The organism is Nostoc sp., from assembly GCF_036917635.1.
Classification (GTDB): Bacteria; Cyanobacteriota; Cyanobacteriia; order Cyanobacteriales; family Nostocaceae; genus Nostoc.
Genome location: NZ_JBALCW010000046.1, coordinates 1 through 18603, shown reverse-complemented (window position 1 = coordinate 18603; position 18603 = coordinate 1). Strand labels below are relative to the sequence as shown.

Annotated in this window: 14 protein-coding genes; 5 read left to right on the top strand and 9 right to left on the bottom strand. The window is 40.5% G+C overall.

The window, feature by feature from the left end; translation table 11 throughout:
• Positions 1 to 150 precede the first annotated feature (150 nt).
• On the top strand, positions 151 to 786 hold the full coding sequence (locus V7K32_RS12840; RefSeq protein ID WP_334993708.1) for a CAP domain-containing protein: 636 nt from the start codon (positions 151 to 153) through the stop codon (positions 784 to 786).
• 209 nt (positions 787 to 995) lie between these two features.
• On the opposite strand, the gene nifH is transcribed toward V7K32_RS12840, so the two are convergent.
• Positions 996 to 1889 (bottom strand): nitrogenase iron protein, encoded by an 894-nt coding sequence (gene nifH, locus V7K32_RS12835; protein WP_334993706.1) that lies wholly within the window; start codon positions 1887 to 1889, stop codon positions 996 to 998.
• 1378 nt (positions 1890 to 3267) lie between these two features.
• On the opposite strand from nifH, the gene V7K32_RS12830 reads away from it, so the two are divergent.
• Both V7K32_RS12830 and V7K32_RS12825 read left to right on the top strand, forming a co-directional pair.
• Positions 3268 to 3456 (top strand): hypothetical protein, encoded by a 189-nt coding sequence (locus V7K32_RS12830; protein WP_334993704.1) that lies wholly within the window; start codon positions 3268 to 3270, stop codon positions 3454 to 3456.
• A 240-nt stretch (positions 3457 to 3696) separates the two neighbouring features.
• Positions 3697 to 4644 carry a glycosyltransferase family 2 protein gene (locus V7K32_RS12825; RefSeq protein WP_334993703.1) on the top strand — a complete coding sequence of 316 codons (948 nt, stop codon included), beginning with the start codon at positions 3697 to 3699 and terminating at the stop codon, positions 4642 to 4644.
• Positions 4645 to 4780: 136 nt separating this feature from the next.
• Here the strand turns inward: V7K32_RS12825 and V7K32_RS12820 are convergent, their stop codons facing one another.
• Together V7K32_RS12820 and V7K32_RS12815 are read right to left on the bottom strand one after the other, a co-directional pair.
• Positions 4781 to 5497 carry a ParB N-terminal domain-containing protein gene (locus V7K32_RS12820; protein WP_334993701.1) on the bottom strand — a complete coding sequence of 239 codons (717 nt, stop codon included), beginning with the start codon at positions 5495 to 5497 and terminating at the stop codon, positions 4781 to 4783.
• On the bottom strand, positions 5494 to 6879 hold the full coding sequence (locus V7K32_RS12815) for an AAA family ATPase (protein ID WP_334993699.1): 1386 nt from the start codon (positions 6877 to 6879) through the stop codon (positions 5494 to 5496). Before V7K32_RS12815 ends, V7K32_RS12820 begins: the two co-directional genes overlap by 4 nt.
• 263 nt (positions 6880 to 7142) lie before the next feature.
• Between V7K32_RS12815 and V7K32_RS12810 the strand changes: the two genes are divergently transcribed.
• Positions 7143 to 7514, top strand: coding sequence for a zinc ribbon domain-containing protein (locus tag V7K32_RS12810; RefSeq protein WP_334993697.1), 372 nt, complete (start codon positions 7143 to 7145; stop codon positions 7512 to 7514).
• Positions 7515 to 7587: 73 nt separating this feature from the next.
• Here the strand turns inward: V7K32_RS12810 and nblS are convergent, their stop codons facing one another.
• Entirely contained in the window at positions 7588 to 9534 is a 1947-nt protein-coding gene (gene nblS, locus V7K32_RS12805) for a two-component system sensor histidine kinase NblS (protein WP_334993695.1), read from the bottom strand.
• Between the two features lie 211 nt (positions 9535 to 9745).
• Positions 9746 to 11026, bottom strand: coding sequence for a phosphoribosylamine--glycine ligase (gene purD / locus V7K32_RS12800; protein ID WP_334993693.1), 1281 nt, complete (start codon positions 11024 to 11026; stop codon positions 9746 to 9748).
• Positions 11027 to 11525: 499 nt separating this feature from the next.
• Here purD and V7K32_RS12795 point away from each other — a divergent pair, with 499 nt between their 5' ends.
• The gene (locus tag V7K32_RS12795; protein ID WP_334993691.1) at positions 11526 to 12473 is read left to right on the top strand and encodes an NAD-dependent epimerase/dehydratase family protein; all 948 of its coding nucleotides are present in this window, start codon (positions 11526 to 11528) and stop codon (positions 12471 to 12473) included.
• Between the two features lie 521 nt (positions 12474 to 12994).
• On the opposite strand, the gene V7K32_RS12790 is transcribed toward V7K32_RS12795, so the two are convergent.
• The 4 genes from V7K32_RS12790 to V7K32_RS12775 all read right to left on the bottom strand — a co-directional run.
• Entirely contained in the window at positions 12995 to 14071 is a 1077-nt protein-coding gene (locus V7K32_RS12790) for a hypothetical protein (protein ID WP_334993689.1), read from the bottom strand.
• Positions 14072 to 14084: 13 nt separating this feature from the next.
• On the bottom strand, positions 14085 to 14984 hold the full coding sequence (locus V7K32_RS12785; protein WP_334993687.1) for a CHAT domain-containing protein: 900 nt from the start codon (positions 14982 to 14984) through the stop codon (positions 14085 to 14087).
• 267 nt (positions 14985 to 15251) lie between these two features.
• The gene (locus V7K32_RS12780) at positions 15252 to 15404 is read right to left on the bottom strand and encodes a plasmid partition protein ParG (protein WP_334993685.1); all 153 of its coding nucleotides are present in this window, start codon (positions 15402 to 15404) and stop codon (positions 15252 to 15254) included.
• A gap of 231 nt (positions 15405 to 15635) precedes the next feature.
• On the bottom strand, positions 15636 to 18603 hold a 2968-nt coding region (locus tag V7K32_RS12775; RefSeq protein WP_334993683.1), incomplete at its 5' end, for a DUF2157 domain-containing protein.

Below are 18603 nucleotides of genomic sequence, written 5' to 3'. Positions count from 1 at the left end.
TTAATCTACGGGGAATTTAAGAATGTATCAATTAATTTATCCTAAGTCTGGCTAATCCAGGTGTTTTTTTCTCCCTCGTGAGAAATCCGGGTAATATAGCGGCATCATCGACTCCCTCTCAACTAATTATTCAACACAAGGAAAACTATCATGTCTACGACATTGGCATCATTCGTATCGGGTCAAACCTATACTGTACAACCAGGTGATTTTCTCTCTGCGATCGCTCAAAAATTTTATGGAGATGGAAGCGAAGCATTTTGGCGAAAGATATACGAGGCAAACAAAGCCGTCATCGGAACCGATCCAAGTCATATTGAAGTTGGCATGGTTCTGGTTATCCCTCCCAAAGACTCAAGCGGCGTTCCCCCATCACCTAATAATGATGTTGCTAACCGAATGCTGGAACTAGTCAACCAACAGAGGAGTGAAGCGGGTTTAGCCGCGCTTAGACTCAATTCTCAGTTGACGAATGCTGCTCAGGGCCACAGCCAAGATATGGCAGACCACAACTTCATGGCGCACAACGGTTCGGATGGATCATCGCCTTTTGATCGTATACAACGAGCGGGTTATGGTTTCTCATTTGCAGGAGAAAACGTTGCAGCAGGACAATCAACGCCTGAAGATGCAATGTCAATTTGGATGAATGAAACGCCTCCCAATGACGGACATCGGCAAAATATTCTCAGTCCCAATTATCACGAAATTGGCATTGGGTATGCTTTCAGCGATGGGACTCAGTTCAAACACTACTGGACTCAGGATTTTGGTACACACCAGTAAGTTGATAACAATTTACGCATTCACGCATTCAAACATTTTAGAAATTTTAGACGGTGATTTAAACCCCGACTGAAACAAGATCCCGTAGGGGTCTTAAACCCTTGAGCTTACGATAAGTAATCAAGCGGATATGAGGTGAAACAAAGAAATGCAAAAATTGGGAAAAGGGTGGGCTACTTGCCCACCCTAAACCATTTATTTAATTGGTACTACTTTACGGGTGCTTGAGTAGCAGTCTTACCAACTAGCATTGCAGTATTTTCGTCGCTTTCGAGAATACCGAATTCAATCAACAACTCTTCTAACTCTTCCATTTCAATGGGGGTAGGAACGGCGAGTTTGTCGTTGTCGATGATCTTTTTAGCCAGTATGCGATATTCGTTACTTTGATTGCTATCAGGTGCATACTCGTTAACAGTCATCCGGCGCAATTCTGCGTGTTGTACAATGTTGTCACGAGGTACGTAGTGAATCATTTGGGTGTTCAAACGTTTTGCCAAGGTTTCGATTAAATCGATTTCCCGGTCAACGTTACGGCTGTTACAAATCAAACCACCCAAACGCACACCGCCAGTGTGAGCATATTTGAGAACACCACGAGCGATGTTGTTAGCTGCATACATCGCCATCATTTCACCAGAGGTAACGATGTAGATTTCTTGTGCTTTGCCTTCACGGATAGGCATAGCAAAACCACCGCACACAACGTCACCCAAAACGTCGTAACTTACAAAATCAACATCTTTGTAAGCACCGTTTTCTTCTAAGAAGTTAATAGCGGTGATAATACCACGACCAGCGCAACCTACACCAGGCTCAGGTCCGCCAGATTCCACACAACGCACATCCCGGAAACCGGTCAGCATTACTTCTTCGAGTTCAATATCTTCTACAGCGCCGCGTTCAGCAGCTAATTGAAGAACGCTTGTTTGAGCTTTACTGTGTAGCATCAAACGGGTAGAGTCAGCTTTTGGGTCGCAACCAACAATTAAAATGCGTTGACCCATTTCAGCCATAGCTGCAAGGGTGTTTTGAGAGGTGGTAGATTTACCAATACCGCCTTTACCATAGAAAGCTATTTGTCTAATTTTTGGGTCAGTCATGGTTGTGTTTCCTAGAATGATTTAATTGATGGGTCGTAAGCTTAATATAGTTGTTCACCCTTGGTGTCGTAGGGAAGTAGAGCCTGTTGTCGCTAGACATCGCATCCTGACAAAAGCAGTTAAAATCAGAACATATTTATCCACGAAGTGATAGCTTAAGGGATAGAGAAATCTCTATTTCTTAATAACGAAGTCTTTAAAACTTTGACTTCAACATTGTCAGTTGTTGTAACAGAATCCCAAATGGTTGCTCAAGCCTGAAGAGTGGTTGCAGCAGGAATTCAAATGAACGCAGATTTATTCCCTGAACCACACAACCAACCAAATTGCAATCCACTCTAAATGGTCGCTGCAACTTCTCTGATTTTGCTGATGTCAAGTCGCTAAGAACTTCTATAGCGCTTCTCATTTCGTGATTGATGAAGCAGGATAAGTTTCAGTGGCTGCTACAGGTGCAATACTATAATGCAAGCATTGGCGACCTCTAAGACTCTGACTTAGATATAGCGGTTCTCGAATGGATGCAATACACTTTGACCTCACTTGCATTCCTCTCTTCGTTTAAGGAGAGAGGCTTTGAATCTTGCTCCCCAACGCTAGCTCTTAAGGGGCTATTCTTGTTAGGTCTGTATTGGACTGAAGGGAGAAGCGCTATAATATGTTGGTGACTTTTGACAGTATGGTTAAATTCCTAAAAATTGGGGAACAACACCATATTGCTTGAAGTTTTTGTTCCAAAAGTCAGCAACTGCTTCAACTTAGTTCGCGGTCGAAAATGTTTGCTCCCGCAAGAATAAGTTCGTAAATATTCTGTATTTTTATGGATTTGTCAGGCTGTACTAAGAGTCTTTCTTCCCAGACTCCAAGAGTAATCGCCTTTAGTGACTAATGCTCTAGCTAGGTTAGCCAACTCTTATTGGCTCATACCCAGATAAATTTTGATTGACTTCAAGTTGTTACAAAGGCTACTATCCTACTCAATCTAGTTTTAGATTTTTGTTACAAAAAGATGTAGCGAAGTGAAGTGGACTTACCAGAGCAAAAAACTTTATTGAGCTTGCCTCAAAGTTTCTTGAAGTCTTTTGTGGTTTTCTTTTTTTGATTCCTATAAAAACCATAACATACATCTCACTAATTTATTTGTCGAATATCAAATTATTTATCTATTTGTCAGAACACTATCATTAGGATCTTTAGTAGCCATAAGTTACGCGTTAATAGGTTGCCAGTTAGGGAAATTATTTATCATAGCTAATTTGTCCAGTTAGATACTTTTGGGTATTTTATAAAAGTATTTAAAGCTAATGTTTGACAACAAAAACAAAATTTCTTATTTTTGCAATCAAAAATTTTGTCATAAAAGTAGATTAAATAACTCTTGCGATCGCACCAAGCACTCAACCCAGGCGATCGCAATCATAGTAAAGTTAAGCAAATGGTGGGGCTAGGTACAGGATCACCCCTAATTGCCTTCCTACAATACCGAGAAGCCTTACAGAATCAGCGAACAACGATCGATCGCTTCAACCACCAAAAAAATTCTAAAACTGACGACGGCGATCGCTAGTAGGTGCTATTATCATTACCTGTTCACAGCGATCGCAGCAGTTATACCCAGACGTTCCTGGTTCAATCCGCGCCGTAAGCTGAAGTTGGACGAGTTTATCAGCGTTTCGCTAGGTTTCAATTATTTTACCGTCAACAATCCAATGAAAGAACATAGCCGTGAACGTTTGCTCTGGGCTATAACTAAATATTCCAAGAAAACTTTCCTGCATCCATATTTTAGAGATTAGTATATAATATTATGCCTAAAATTACTGTTTGCATTCCTACTTTTAATCGTGTTCATCTCCTTCCTTATGCCATTGACAGTGTACTCAATCAGTCTGAGCAAGACTTTGAGCTAATTGTTTGTGATGACGGTTCTAGCGATCGCACACCTGAATTAATGTCACAATATACAGACCACCGGATTAAATATATCCGTCATCTGCAAAATATTGGTAAAAGTAATAATATGCGCTCTGGCTTTGATGCTGCCAGTGGTGAATATTTTATTAAATTTGATGATGATGATCGGCTAACACCCGATTTTCTCGCAAGTACCGCAGCTATTCTTACTCAAGACTCTAGCATTGATTTTGTTGGTACAGACCATTGGATAATTGATATTGATAATGTACGAGATGAGGTAAAAACTCAAGAAAATTCTCATCGCTGGGGTAGAAAGAATTTACCAGCAGGTGTTGTAGATAATTTGTTGGAAGTTGTATTTATTCAGCAAAGTTTTCAAGTTGGCGCAACATTATTTCGCCGTAAAACATTGCAAGAATTAGGATATATGCAGCCAAATCTGCAAAATTGTGAGGATAATGATTTATTTGTGCGTTTGGCTTTGGCTGGAAAAAATGGCTATTATTTACCAGAATTATTGATGGAATATCGCTATCATGCAGAGCAGCAAGGTATCAATCGAGCGATTCCTTATTTATCTGATAAAATCCGGTATTTAGAAAGTTATAAGTTTGAGTCTGAAAAATTAGAGACAATCAGGAAAAATCGTCTAACTGAAACGCAATTATTATTAGGTTTGCGTTTAATTGAAAAGGGTGAAACGCAAAAAGGCAGAGAGCTAGTTTTGGCGGGACAGTCTTTTTCGACTGCTAAAGCTTGGACTGGTTTAGGATTATCGTTGTTACCAGTTGGGTTGCGAGGTAAGGCGTTTAATGCATTGCGACAGGCGCGGAATTAGGCCATAGAAATACTTTGACGCAGCCCGCCGCAGGCATCATTTTTTCTATCAAGTACGTGGTAGATAATGTCTCATGTAGAGGCGTAAAGAAAGCTATACAGGTTTTTACACAGGGAAGAACTTATTTAAATAACTACTAACTTCTTGACCACTCATCAATAATAGTCAAAATTGTTTTATCACCCAAGTTTTTAACAGATTTTACTACATCGCGGTAATCTTCAAACTTTTGCTTCGGTTTCTTATGTCGAGCATCAAAGATACCTTTTGCAAGTTTTTCCGCACCAGAAATTCTAGCGCGTTGTAACTTTACAGATAACTCGTCTTTATCTAAAGTGTTCAATAAACTAAGCGGATTACTCTGTTTACCCTTTTGGGGAATAAGGTTTTCAAGTTCCTTGAACTGACTATATATTCTCTGTCTTTCTTGTATAAATTCTGACTTAAATTCATTCAATTGCTTCTCAAGACGTAATTCTAGATTTGCCAGACGTGGTTCTAACTTTGTCGTTTCAGGGTGTGGTGTTACTGTTTTACCAGAAGAATCAATTCCTTGGAGAGATACAATTTGCTTTAGTACTAAATCCTCTAATTTTGGGGCAATGACAAAGGCATTAACCATTTCAGCTTGCCGAGGATTTTTTTCTCGTGCCTTGACAGCAGCATAATATTCAAAATGTCCATCAACTACCGTATAGCTCTCTACTCCTGTCACCTTCACAACTAATGGTCTGATAATTCCTCCAGTTTCTATAATTATATCTGCGAGGTTTTCCAAATCAGCCTCTGAAAAATTTGTTCGAGGTTCATTAGAAGTAATACTTTTTACATCTACCAAAGAAAAATTCATCATTTATGTAATCCTATTCCTATTAACACTTCATCTGCTAAAACGTCAAATTCCATAGCAGATTTTTGAGCATCTGATTTTACTTCTTCTGCATATTTAACAACAGATTTTGGATCAGGATATTCTAAATCTCCAACTGTTATAGTCTGATTCATACATTCCGATAGTACGGTTCTATCATAAATTACTGCTTCCATCAAAGGCAGATTGTAACGTTCTGAAATCACGCTTCTTTGTTTAGGAAAAGTATATTGCAAAAATTTAGAATTGGTAGAGATTTTTGAAGCCAGGATACCCATTAATATAATGTGTGGTTTTCCTATCATTTCTCTAAATTCATTAACTTCTATAATAAAGTTTTTGACACTTAACAATCCTTGGTTTGCAAATGGCTTTAAATCTGAAGGAATTATCAGATAATCAGCAGCGACAAGTGCGACTTTAGCATATAAATCTCTGGATGGAGGCGTATCAATAATAACAATGTCGTAATCTTGCTCTACTTTTTTTAATTTCGTAACTAACCTAGTTTTACTAGCATCAATTTGATTCAGTTTATATTGTCCTTCTATTAAATTAATATGTGCAGGAATAACATCTAACTCAGGATTGTTAAAATAATGTGACTTTCTGGTTACATCGGGTATTAAGTAAAAGTCACCTGATTCTAATAAATGATAGATATTAGAATCTCGTAAATCATCATCTTCATCAAATTGAAATTTTATTAATCCTGTCGCAAAAGTAGTATTTGCCTGGGAATCTATATCAATTAACAGTACTTTTTTACCTTTTTTACTCAATGCTGCTGCAAGATTGACTGCAACAGTAGTCTTACCAACGCCGCCTTTGTTGTGGTAGATTGCAATCGTTTTCATTGAATGTTCCCTCTTTGTTTCAAAATTTAAATTATTTTTAGTTACTTGAACTTCTGGTTTATCTATTACCTGCCCTTCTTTCAGACTCTCTCTACCAATTAAACTTTTAATATTCTCTAACTTTATCTCAACTTCTTTCCCAGAACATTGAAATACTAGCTCAATATCAGTCTGCAATTTTTGATAAATTCTAATTTCTTTGCCATTAGTCAGCAATCCATACCTGACATTCAAGCTGGTTAAATAATGCCTGAGTCGGGGGACATGATTATTTAAGTTTTGTTTGGGATGCTTTGCCTCCATGACGACACTCATCGGTGAGTTGGCATCTAAGACAAAAGGAATCACTTGTGCGGCAAATGCTAAAAAATCTAAGCGGATGCTACCAACGGCAACCTCTTGATGCCAGGTGTCAGGAGTATAACCTAGCTGCGGTAGCAAATATTGCACTATGAGTTTGCTTTCAACTTCGCTTTCGTTACGGCATAGCTCAGGATTAAAAGGCAATATTTTCTACCTCTAAATAATTATTGAACTTGGGATAAAACCTGATATTTGATAGATTATGGCATAGGCTTAATTATTTGGAGTGATAGAAATCACTTAGAAAAATATAAACAGTCATCATTAAATTAGTACTTTTACTGATACAGTAACCACTTCTGAGAGCTAGCCATATTCAAAAGTAACAGGCTAGGTAGGTATTTCTCCATTATCTTTGTAAATGGATAGAATCAAAGAGTTTACTTAACTTATTTGCGCTAAAGGTTTTGGCTACTGTATCTTGTCCCCACTGCCATCAACTTGTTGATAGACAAGCTATTAGTTGTCCCTATTGCCGGACAACACTCAAAGCTTATGGTCATCCCGGCATTCCATTGCACCGCGCCACTGGGGAAGGGTATCTGTGCGACACCTGCACCTATCACGTTGATGATACTTGCAATTTTCCTCAGCGTCCTTACGCCAAAGACTGTACTCTCTACCAAAATACTGAAGAGACAAAGTTAGATTTGCAACAGCAGCGTTACACTAACAGTTTTGCAGTAACTGTGAAAAGTTGGGTAAAACGCAATCAGGCTTTGCTGTTGCTATTAGGTTTATTATTAGTCTGTTTTTTGTTCGTGATATTAAGTTCTTGATTTGTTTTTTGTTGGGAGATGGGGTAGAAAGCATTAACAAATAACTAATACCCAATGCCCCATGCCCAATTCTTCAAGCTGTGGTGATTTGAGATGCTTCTGCAATAGGTTCAACTTGTATCGGTGGCGCTTTTTCTTCAAAGGCGGCTAAGTCAAACCAAAAAGTGGTGCCAATGCCGACTTCACTCACTAGATGGACTTTACTACGATGTCTGTCGATGATATTTCTGACAATCGATAAACCTAAACCTGTGCCTTCTAGGGTGTGAACTCGGTTTTCTACGCGGAAGAAGCGTTCAAAAATTGAATGTTGATCTTCTGTGGCGATGCCAATTCCAGTATCGGAAATTTCAATCCGCACTGGATAAGATTGGGTGTGACTGGGTTTAAAATCTAGTTGGTAGGCGCGGATTGCCACTTTACCACCGGCTGTGGTGAATTTAAGGGCATTACCAATTAAGTTGCCAAAGACTTGTACTAACAGATCGTAATTACCCATTACTAGCGGCAAATTAGGAGCAACTTCTTGAATGAGTTCAACACCTTTATCTTTAGCATTGAGTTGGTAAGTACGCAGTGTTTGCTCGATCGCTTGGGCTAAATCCACGCCATCAAAGTTGTACTGGCGACCAGATTCGAGTTTTGACAAATCCAAAACATCGTTAACTAGGCGAGTTAGGCGATCGGTTTCATGGTTGACTGTTTGCAGAAACTCTTGTCGTTCTTGTAAAGCTAAGTCTTCGCCGTAGTCGTGCAGGGTTTCAATATAAGTTTTGATGTTGAATAGAGGGGTTCGCAGTTCGTGAGAAACGTTGCTGATAAATTGGCTTTTTGCATCGTTTAATTCCACCTCACGGGTGATATCTTGGACGGTAATCGCAATGCCTTTGATGCTTTCTCTTTGCACATTGAGTACTGTAGTCAAGAGAATGCGGATCGTTCGCGGGATGGGTTGGTTAATAAAAATTCGGAATTCGGCGCTTTCACATTCGCCTGCTGCCATTTCGTACAAAGGGCGAGTGATTTCCATTTGTACCGATGGAGGCAAGTGATGTAACACGTTCTGACCTACCACATTAGCGTTTTCCCAGCCAAAAATTCGCTCTGCTGTGGGGTTAGCTAAAATCACCTGCATGTTGTTATCAATTAACACAGCACCATCTGCGATCGTCGAAACTAGGGTTTGTAGCTTGGCTTTTTCTGCGGTCAGTTCTTCAATATTCTGTTCTTCATAGCGCTCTAATCGCTCTCCCATTTCATTAAAGCTTAAAATTAACTCCCCCAGTTCCCCCCCTAAAGGTAAATCAATGCGCTGCTTAAAATTCCCGGTAGCAATTTGCTTTACCCCCACCAACAATTCTTTAATGGGCTTGGTGATGGTCAAGGCGTTAATCACTCCTGCCAAAATTACCATTACCCAAATCGTGATAAAAACGGCAATGGTAACATCGCGGGTAAAATTTGTGGAGATTACAGCAGTCTGATTGGGGTTGATGCCGATCGCTAATACACCTAAGTATTTTTTATTGACGATCAGGGGAATAAATACATCGGTGACTATTCCATCTGGGGTTATATGTTGCCGCACCATTGGCTTTTCCCCATCACCAGGGTAATCTTCTGGCAGTTGTATCCGCCGTTTAATCGTGAGGGAGTTTTCTACCTCCGCTTCCCAAAAAGGAATGCCAAAAAAGATTTCCCCGTTTTCGTCAGCGTAAAGCATATAACGCACACTAGAGGTGCTGCTGTAAAAGCGTTGAGAAAATTGGGCAACCTCAGTCAGATTATTCTCAGCAACTAAGGGGGCAACGTTGGCAGCAAGCAGCAGTCCCAAGTCACGCCCGAAGCGGGTGTCATTCATCCGCGCATCCTGCTGTATTGTATTCACAGCCCAGAAGGTTAGGCCACTCATCACCAATGAAACTACCATTGTGGCTACAGCCAATAATTTGGTCTGGAGTGTGAACTCCGACCACCAAGTAGCGATCGCATGTCGAATTGTTTTTAACAGACTTAGCATCTTAAATAAAGTTGTTAATAGTCTTTGTTATAAAGCCTAACAACTAAAAAATTAACAGTTAATTTTACAAACATGTTAGGGGATGGGGAATGGGGAACTCTGTAACCCCACGGAGTGGGGATTAGGGGCATGGGGAATAACTCCTGACTCTGGCAATTTTGGATATTAGATTTCTCCTTCAATCCAAAATCCAAAATCCAAAATCTAAAATTCAATGACTCTTAACTCTATGCCCAATATCTCTCCGGTAATATATTCCCTCAAACTGAATATATTTGATACCTGTGTATGCTTGGGCGATCGCTTGCTCAAAATTCTTTCCCATTCCAGTCACATTTAATACTCGACCCCCATCTGTCAGGACTTCTTTTTGCTGGTTCAATTTCGTACCTGCATGAAATACGGTTGCTCCGGTTGCCTCTGCCTCGCCAATGCCAGTAATAACCTGGCCTTTCTTATAAACTCCTGGATAACCACCTGAAGCGGCAACGACAGTGGCAGATGCTCCCGCTTTCCAAGCAATGGGCGGCAATTCACTTAATCGCTGCTGTACACAAGCTAGAAGCAATTCTTCTAGGGGTGTTTCTAACAGAGGCAAAATCACCTGGGTTTCTGGATCGCCAAAGCGACAGTTAAATTCTAAAACCTTAAAGTCGCCATCGGGTGCAATCATTAACCCAGCATACAATACACCTCGGTAATCAATGCCTTTAGCTCGTAATGTGGCGATCGCTCTTTCTAATACTTCGGTTTGAATGCGTGCCATCAACTCTGGCGTAGCAATGGGTGCTGGGCTGTATGCTCCCATACCACCAGTATTTTCTCCCATATCGCCGTCACCAATCCGCTTATGATCTTGAGCTGGCAGCAAGGGTCTAATTGTTAACCCATCGGTTAATGCTAAAACTGATACTTCTTGCCCAATCAAACATTCTTCAATGACCACAAATTCGCCAGCACTGCCAAATTGTCCTTGAAAAATTGCATCAACGGCACTTTCTGCCTGTGCAACTGTTTCAGCCACCGTTACGCCCTTACCAGCCGCCAAACCATCAGCTTTGACGACAATTGGCGCTCCCTGAGATTTGACGTAAGATTTTGCTGCTGCTGCCTGCGTAAATACCGCAGCCCGTGCCGTCGGAATTCCTGCTTCTTGCATCAGGGCTTTTGCCCAAGCTTTACTCGCCTCAATTTGCGCTCCCGCTCTGACTGGGCCAAATACCATCAATCCTTTGTTTTGGAGGTAATCTGTGATTCCCTTTGCCAAAGGTACTTCTGGCCCAACTATCACCAAACTGATACCATTTGAGAGAGCATATCGGCTCATCCCTTCAAAATCATCTACTGCTAGGGGCAAGTTATGGCAACGTTCCATACTTGCTGTGCCTCCATTCCCTGGTACACAGACAACTTGCTCAATTTGCTTCGATTCCAACAGTTTCCATGCTAGAGCGTGTTCGCGCCCCCCATTACCTACAACTAAAACTTTCACTAATTTCCTCGTGCGTCCCTTGCGAAACGAGAATGACCTATTTGGCTCTCGCGGATCAATTTTTCATCAATTCTTACACTTGTGCAAGCCCCTTTGTGACAAAAAAGGCTGAGGGGCAGGGGGAGCAGGGGAATAGGAATTTTAGGAGTTGGGGAACTCCAAGAAAGAATTGAATATTTTTTTATTTAGAAGTCCCTTGGCAAATTATCCCGCTTTTTCTGGAAGGGGAAAGAAATATAGCTATTAAATTTTTTATTGTATTTATTTTTAAAATTCAAGTTGGTGAATTAGTATAATTATAAATTTTATTCATTGCAGTAAGTAAATAAATATACTGAAATTATTTTAATAGAAGGAGAATGTTTAAGTATTTATGATGAGTTTTTTAAGCATTTTTAATAATTAAGTAAAAAAAATCTCTTCAGGTAATGACGATTATTGCTTACAAGTATTAACCTGTGAATATGGAAATTAATGAAAATATCAAAAAATAGGCAACATGGCTAAAATTATTGTTACTGGATCTGCTGGGTTTATTGGTTCTCATCTTGCAGAAACATTGCTGCAACAAGGAGAAGAAGTGATTGGGATTGATGAATTTAATGATTACTATGATCCGATGTTGAAGCGTAAGAATATTGCACACTTACATCAATCACCTGGCTTTACATTAATTGAAGGAGATATGCAGTTTTTAGATTGGCAAAAACTCCTAAAAGATGTTGATATAGTTTACCATCAAGCGGCACAAGCAGGTGTTAGAGCAAGTTGGGGTAAAGCTTTTCGAGGTTATACAGAACGAAATATTAACGCTACACAAGTTTTGCTAGAAGCAGCTAAGGATGCTAAACACCTAAAAAGGTTAGTGTTTGCCTCATCATCAAGTGTATATGGTGATGCGGAAACATTACCTACCCACGAGAGAATTTGCCCTCAACCAGTTTCTCCTTATGGCATTACAAAGCTAGCATCGGAGTTTTTGTGTGAACTATATCACAAAAACTTTGGCGTACCTTCTGTGACATTGCGTTATTTTACAGTTTATGGACCTAAACAGCGCCCAGATATGGCATTTAATAAGTTCTTTAAATCGATTTTGCAGGATGAGGCGATCCCAATTTACGGCGATGGGCAGCAAACGCGAGAGTTTACGTTTGTTAGTGATATCGTCGCCGCCAATTTAGCCGCAGCGATCGCACCTGAAGCAGTGGGAGAAATCTTTAATATCGGTGGCGGTAGCAGGGTGGTTTTAGCAGAAGTCTTAAATACAATTGAAGAAATTGTTGGGAAACCAATCAAAAGAAACCACATACAAAAAGCGATGGGAGACGCCCGCCACACGGCTGCTGATGTATCTAAAGCAAAGAAAATTCTCGGATATCAGCCGCAAGTCTCTTTGAGAGAGGGTTTAACACAAGAATGGGAGTGGATTAAGTCGTTGTATTAACTATCCTCATAATTTTTTTCATCTCCCTCATCTTTTTAACCTTCATTTTTGTTATGCAAAGCGTACTGATAGGGGTTTTGCTCTTAGCTGGTAGTCAAAGCAACACTTTGGCGCACAGTACGCTTGCGACGCCGAATAGCCCGTCGTAGACTTTGCCAACCTACATTCATCCATTGATAATGATTAGACATCTCCGAAAATTGAATGTAGAGACGTAGCACTGCTACGTCTCTACAAGGATTGTGGATAACGCATATTTAATTTCTGGAAATGTCTATTGCGTTCTGTGTCTAAAATGAGTTGGAGTTTGACATTGTTATCTGAGACATGAGCACTGGCATAGTTCGTCAACAGTGTTTTAATTCCCCTGAGTTAGTGGAATAATTACGCAAATTTGATCGCGTAGATAAACTTCAGATTATTCAACGTAAGGGACTTTCAAAAAAATAACCTGAAATCCTTATTTTGCAATAATTATACCTTCAGTCTCATTCCAGCTTTCTCTTAGCTCATTATGCTCATTAGTTATCTAGAGACCAAACTCTAAGGTTTTTATATTGGTACTGGACTGATTTACCACTTATTCCACCCCCTGCTGTAAAAAAAACAGATCCTTTATTCGTTAACTCTGAAACATCAAAGGTTTCAATGTACATATCATTTATAAAAAATTTAGCTTTATTATTATTTACACTTAAACGTAATTTATTTGAGCTTTTCTCGGAAACATTAATATTTGATAAATTTCCGTTTAAAGAGATATTCTGTGAATTGAAACCCCATGTTTTTTTATTTGAATCAACCCATGCATCTAACCCTTTGCGCTTAGGCTGATTAAAATCAGGAGTTGTATTATCTATAAACGCAAAACCATAAGTCCAATTATCCATTATTGTACCATCATACGGGTTATCAAATTGGGCTTCAACAATAAAATTACGAAGGTCTACCTTTGTTATAGGTTTAACTAATACTCCGCCTCTACTATGCTCTCCTATATTCCCCTCAATCTCAGACTGAACAAGTTGGGCTTTCTGTGCTAGCACCTGATCCTGCTCTAATTGAGATGGCTGTATAAAATGTTTATAAGTTGGATATCCTCCTAACCCAATTAGAATAATTGCACCAACTGCAAGTAGTTTTTTATTAACATTACCAATTTTTGTAAACCATGATTCAGGTTTTGAACCATTGAGTTGATTAGGGTAATTGACTCCGAACTCAGGAACGGAACTAGGTGTTGGAGATGTTGACTGTTCTATCGTTTTCTTTTTTGGATAATTATGTCCAAAGTCATGATTACAATTGAGCTTTAGTGCAATCTCTTGTAAGATAGATGTATCTGCTGATTTCTTAAATATCGGAAATAATACCTGGCAACAAAGCTTACAAAGAGCTTCTTGATCGCCTACCTGATCTAAATAGTAAATTAGCTGTGTAACAAAGTCCTCATCCGAATAATCTCTGAGAAACCCGAGTCCCTGGGGGTCGATTCCAATTCTTTTACATAGTATTTCTCGTGTTCTTACTTTTTGGCTACGGAGCAATAATTCTCCTAATGTGTCTATATCAGATTGTTCTAAATAATTTGGAGACATAAAGATTTAAAACTCACTTACAATTTATTTTTGATTTAATACTTTCCAAATCAGCCGCGTACTTCCCTCTTCTAAACACAACTTCAAGTTCCTTGCAGATTTTCCCAAGAGCTTGTTTATCATCGGTACTATGCAAATAGCTAATTAGCTCTAAGGCAAAGTCAGCATCGGTTGATTGTCTTAAAAATCCAAGTTGATTTGGTTCAATTCCAATTCTTATACAAAGTGCTTTTCGTGCCGAATATTCTGCACGTCCACTAAGTTTTAAGAGTTCTGTAAGTATTTCTCTGTCAGAGTCGTTTAGTTCCTCAGGTACAGGTTTGTTCGGGGACTCTGGAAAACTATCAATATTTGGCTTCTTCTTGAGAATCGGAGTTAATTGCTCTGGAATACCTGCTAACCGAATTGCAGCGCAACCTAATTTGTGGGCAAACTCAACAGATCGTCCTGCTCCTAAAGCATCGTAAAAACCCACAGCAAATTCAATTGCTGCTTTATCTCCGATCGCCTCTTTCATGCCAATCACATAGTTAATTTGTTGTGCGATCGCCTCTGCTTGCACTTCCGAATAACAGCCGTTAAGAACAACACACTCAACTTGCTCGGCAAACAGTGCAAACAATCCCGCTAAGGCTTCTCCATCGACTAGCTTTGCCGAACCTGTTTCATCTTCAAATACTAAACCCTCATCCCCTGTTCCATGCCCAGAAAAATGAACAATAGAAGGATTAATATCCAGCATAGCCCGCTGGATGTCCCTCGGTCGCACTGCCAACATTGACTTTAGATCGAACTGATCGCGTTTTTTTGCCGGCTCTAATCCTTCTGCAATATCTCGCACCTCCTGATCTAAACGTAGTCGTGAAGTGTCTTTAGGATTTGCTGTCAAAATTAAGATTGTTTTTGTTTGCATCGTTTACTAAGAGGTTGTTTGAAAAGTCATGGGCGAATATAATTTGCTACTACATCAACTAAGTCTACCTACGTGGACTAACGAAAAATTAAGGTTTATAACCCGTGCAGGTGGGTAAAGTCTCGTGTAGCCGCGAGTTCTAGTCGCCAGGGCTAGTAATAAATTAGACTTGTTCATTCATCCTCTAAACTCCAGTTATATAAATTGACAAGATTTCTCACTCAACTAGTTTTACCAGTAGCCAAAGCATCCAATTTGGGGAAGTTGCTATAGCCTCTTTATCTCCCCAGCTTGGGTAACTTCGTTGCTTTCCAGCCATTGCTCGATTAGTTTAATTACTACTTGGCTCATCTTTTTACCCCGCATGACGCAGGTGGCATGAAATCGCTTCTTCAAGGTATCCGTGATGCTAATATGCATTTCTTTGTATTCGGTACTTATGTACGTAATTCTTATCAAACCTACAAATGTAAAAATGGCGATTCCGCAAAAATACTAGTTAAAAAGTGAAATCACTCTACCAAAGAGTGGCTTGGGAGTTTCTTGGCTAGTACAGTACGGCGTAAATAAACCACCCATTCCAAATGTCGCAAGAGCTTGGAATACAATTCTTTTGAATGCGTGAATGCGTGACTTCCGCCTTGCGGTACTCTATTCCCATGATTGAAATTCATCAATGGCGCTACGAATTAAGGAAGTGATTTGAGCGCGACGGGTTTCAAAGTTAGCAGCGATATAAATCAGTAAGATGCCTACTAGTAACCCAACAACCCATTTTAAAAAGGAGTACTGCAAGCTAAAAATTACCGATTGATAGATTGTAGTAATTAAAAAAGTGGCTGTACCAATGTAGAGAAAAGCTCGTACTCGCAAAGCTAATCCGGCAAAAATGGCGATGAGGCTGAAAATTCCCGGTATCCAAGCTGCATTTTGATGAAATAAAATTGCCCACCCACAAATTAAACTACTACCTAGCACTCTCATAAGATGACGAGCGGCTTTGTACTCCGGTAGCTTTAGTTGGGTATCGACTTGAGCAATATAAAGCAGTGATAACCCAATGGGTGTTATATACCACAAAGCATCAGTTAGGCGTAAGGAATCAAACCAACGGTAAAGCGCCCAATCAATCAACGCCACACTAACATAAGTAAAACGGATGTTTTCACCCACCTTGGCTAGGAAGATGTAAAATCCAGCTGCGAGTAGTAAGGTAATGGGGTAAGTTTGCAGTCTGGTTTCCCATAAAATTATCAGTGGTATGATGTAGGCGGCTTGTTGCCAAGGTTTTTTAGACCAACCCCAACTTTCCCAAGGTAGGATGTATAAGAAATAAGCTACCACACAGGCGATCGCACCGTTCCAAGGAACTAAAGGCCCAGCCCAAAATCGCCCTACTGCTGTCTCGCGCCAATAAATCCTCATCCCGGCTACCTCTAATAAGCCAAGGTAAACCCAAATTTCGGCGATTGTGATTCCTCCGAAGATGCTGGGGGAAGTGCGCGATCGTCCTTGAAAGATGGCATAACGAATCAAAAATACCCCCGTTCCCAATCCCACTAAACGGTTAACTCCAATGGGAAGAAGAATGGCAGCCATTAATAAACAGCTACTCCAAGCCCAGTGAATATGGGCAATTCCTCTCAATTCTTGCGGAGTTAGGCGTAAGTAGTTTACAAGCCTTGGCGACAGAATGCGGTAAGCATACATAATACTCGCGCCAAGGGCAGACATGGCAATTAATCCATCACCTAATGCTTCTGTTGAAGCTTGTAACATTTGATAGAACAAAAGTTCATAAGCCGAAATAGATACGCCAATGATTCCTAAGTACAGCAGGGGTTTAAAGTTTTCGCGCCGTCGCCCTATGCCAATAATAATTAAAGCTACACCCAAGGAATACAAACCTGTCCACTCGGTAAAGGTGTTCACCCGCAGCAATACACTGAATGCACCATAAATTAATGGCAAAATGTGAAAACTGCTAGGAAGCCTTTCTAACTGATGTCGTCGTCGCCACCACTCGCCGAGAAGTTGAGCGATTAAACCTAAAGCGATATTTGCGATTGCTATCCTAACAGTTGATCGTTCCCCAAATCCCAGCGCTTGGGCAATCACCAATTCCAAAGACCAACCGATGCCATAAAATGCCCAATTTGTTGGTTGTCGCCAACTGCGATAAACAATGGCTGTCAAGATGATTACAGTGGCAGCTAAATCCAAAAATACTGAAGTAATAAACCCTGAGTAAATCAGTATTGAGTGTAGCGTTAAACTAAACAACTCAAAACCACACAATGCGATCGCCCATTTATCATTGGCGGCTGCATATATAATTGCTAATTCGTTACCGCGTCGGTTCAAAACTGTCCGCGTTAACCATAAAATTAGGATTGCGATCGCTCCGACGACAAACCAACCTGGTAGCGAGAGGTGAGGTAAACCAGGTACGCCTGCCCATAACAGCGCCACAATGAAACTCAGAAGAAATCCTTCTGTAATTACCGCAGATATTTGGTTTCGCAAATAGCGCGTATTTGCAAACATCAATCCCGTACCCACGGCTAAACCGATTAATCTAGTTTCTGGTAGCTGTAAAGTCAGTAGCTGGGCAGTTCCCACAGCCAATACACTCAAGTAACGGCTAGTCAGGCGACGCTCTATAATTGTGACATTGGCAACACCCGTGAGAGCTATAGGCGTAACTAGCCATAAAACTCCCCAATGAGCTTGTCGAGCTGATTCTGCATTCATCCACAATAGGAAAAAGCTAGCGGCGGCTAGTGCTAAACCGAGATACCATGCACTACGTCGCCATAATCCTTCATTAAGGCTAAATCCCCATTCTGCAACCATTAGAGCTAATAAAATACTTGCCCAGACTTGGTGATTCAAGGTTGGTAATAACCAATTAATAGTAAAACAAAAAGTCAGCACTCCCATGATGTGAGTTAGATATATCAGGGGAAGGGATGCGGGGGATCGGCGTTGAGTGACGAATGCAAGGGTGATTGTGGAAAATAGCAGATTTAGCGATCGCAATGCCGGATTTATTATAGCGATCGTTGTTAAAAAAGTTCCAAATAACAGGGTGAGTAGTTCGCCAAATTTAGCCAATTCTCGCTTTTGGCTACGATGCAGGTTATTTGTGAGTGCCACCATCAAAATTATGTATGGAAATAAAGCTACACCCAGCAACGCCCAAGGTTCATTTTGAGAATTGGTGAGTTGGGTGCTAATTGCGATCGCTAATTTCTGTAAGCTATCAGGTACTAATCGCCAAAAGAGCCAAATCGTCTGTAACCCAATGACGAAAACTGCTGCAAAGTCTATTTTTAAACTGTACTGCCGCAAGCGACTTCCCACAAACCACAAACCCAAACCACTTACAGCGATCGCTTGCCAAGGATAATTTATTACCGAAACCAGCCACCCAAGGAAGAGTAGAATGGCACCAAGTCTTTCCCAGAGTAAGAGGGATGAGGAGAATGAGGAGAATATTACTTTTGCCTCCCCTGCTCCTCCTGCCTCCCCTGCCTCCCCTGCCTCCCCTGCCTCCCCTGCCTCCCCTGCCTCCCCTGCCTCCCCTGCCTCCCCTGCCTCCCCTGCCTCCCCTGCC

What these genes read in the sequence shown, in the direction of transcription:
- V7K32_RS12820 (WP_334993701.1), bottom strand. Translation starts at nt 5,497, where the DNA reads ATGATGAATTTTTCTTTGGTAGATGTAAAAAGTATTACTTCTAATGAA.
- V7K32_RS12785 (WP_334993687.1), bottom strand. Translation starts at nt 14,984, where the DNA reads ATGCAAACAAAAACAATCTTAATTTTGACAGCAAATCCTAAAGACACT.
- V7K32_RS12840 (WP_334993708.1), top strand. Translation starts at nt 151, where the DNA reads ATGTCTACGACATTGGCATCATTCGTATCGGGTCAAACCTATACTGTA.
- nifH (WP_334993706.1), bottom strand. Translation starts at nt 1,889, where the DNA reads ATGACTGACCCAAAAATTAGACAAATAGCTTTCTATGGTAAAGGCGGT.
- V7K32_RS12790 (WP_334993689.1), bottom strand. Translation starts at nt 14,071, where the DNA reads ATGTCTCCAAATTATTTAGAACAATCTGATATAGACACATTAGGAGAA.
- V7K32_RS12795 (WP_334993691.1), top strand. Translation starts at nt 11,526, where the DNA reads ATGGCTAAAATTATTGTTACTGGATCTGCTGGGTTTATTGGTTCTCAT.
- V7K32_RS12825 (WP_334993703.1), top strand. Translation starts at nt 3,697, where the DNA reads ATGCCTAAAATTACTGTTTGCATTCCTACTTTTAATCGTGTTCATCTC.
- V7K32_RS12780 (WP_334993685.1), bottom strand. Translation starts at nt 15,404, where the DNA reads ATGCATATTAGCATCACGGATACCTTGAAGAAGCGATTTCATGCCACC.
- nblS (WP_334993695.1), bottom strand. Translation starts at nt 9,534, where the DNA reads ATGCTAAGTCTGTTAAAAACAATTCGACATGCGATCGCTACTTGGTGG.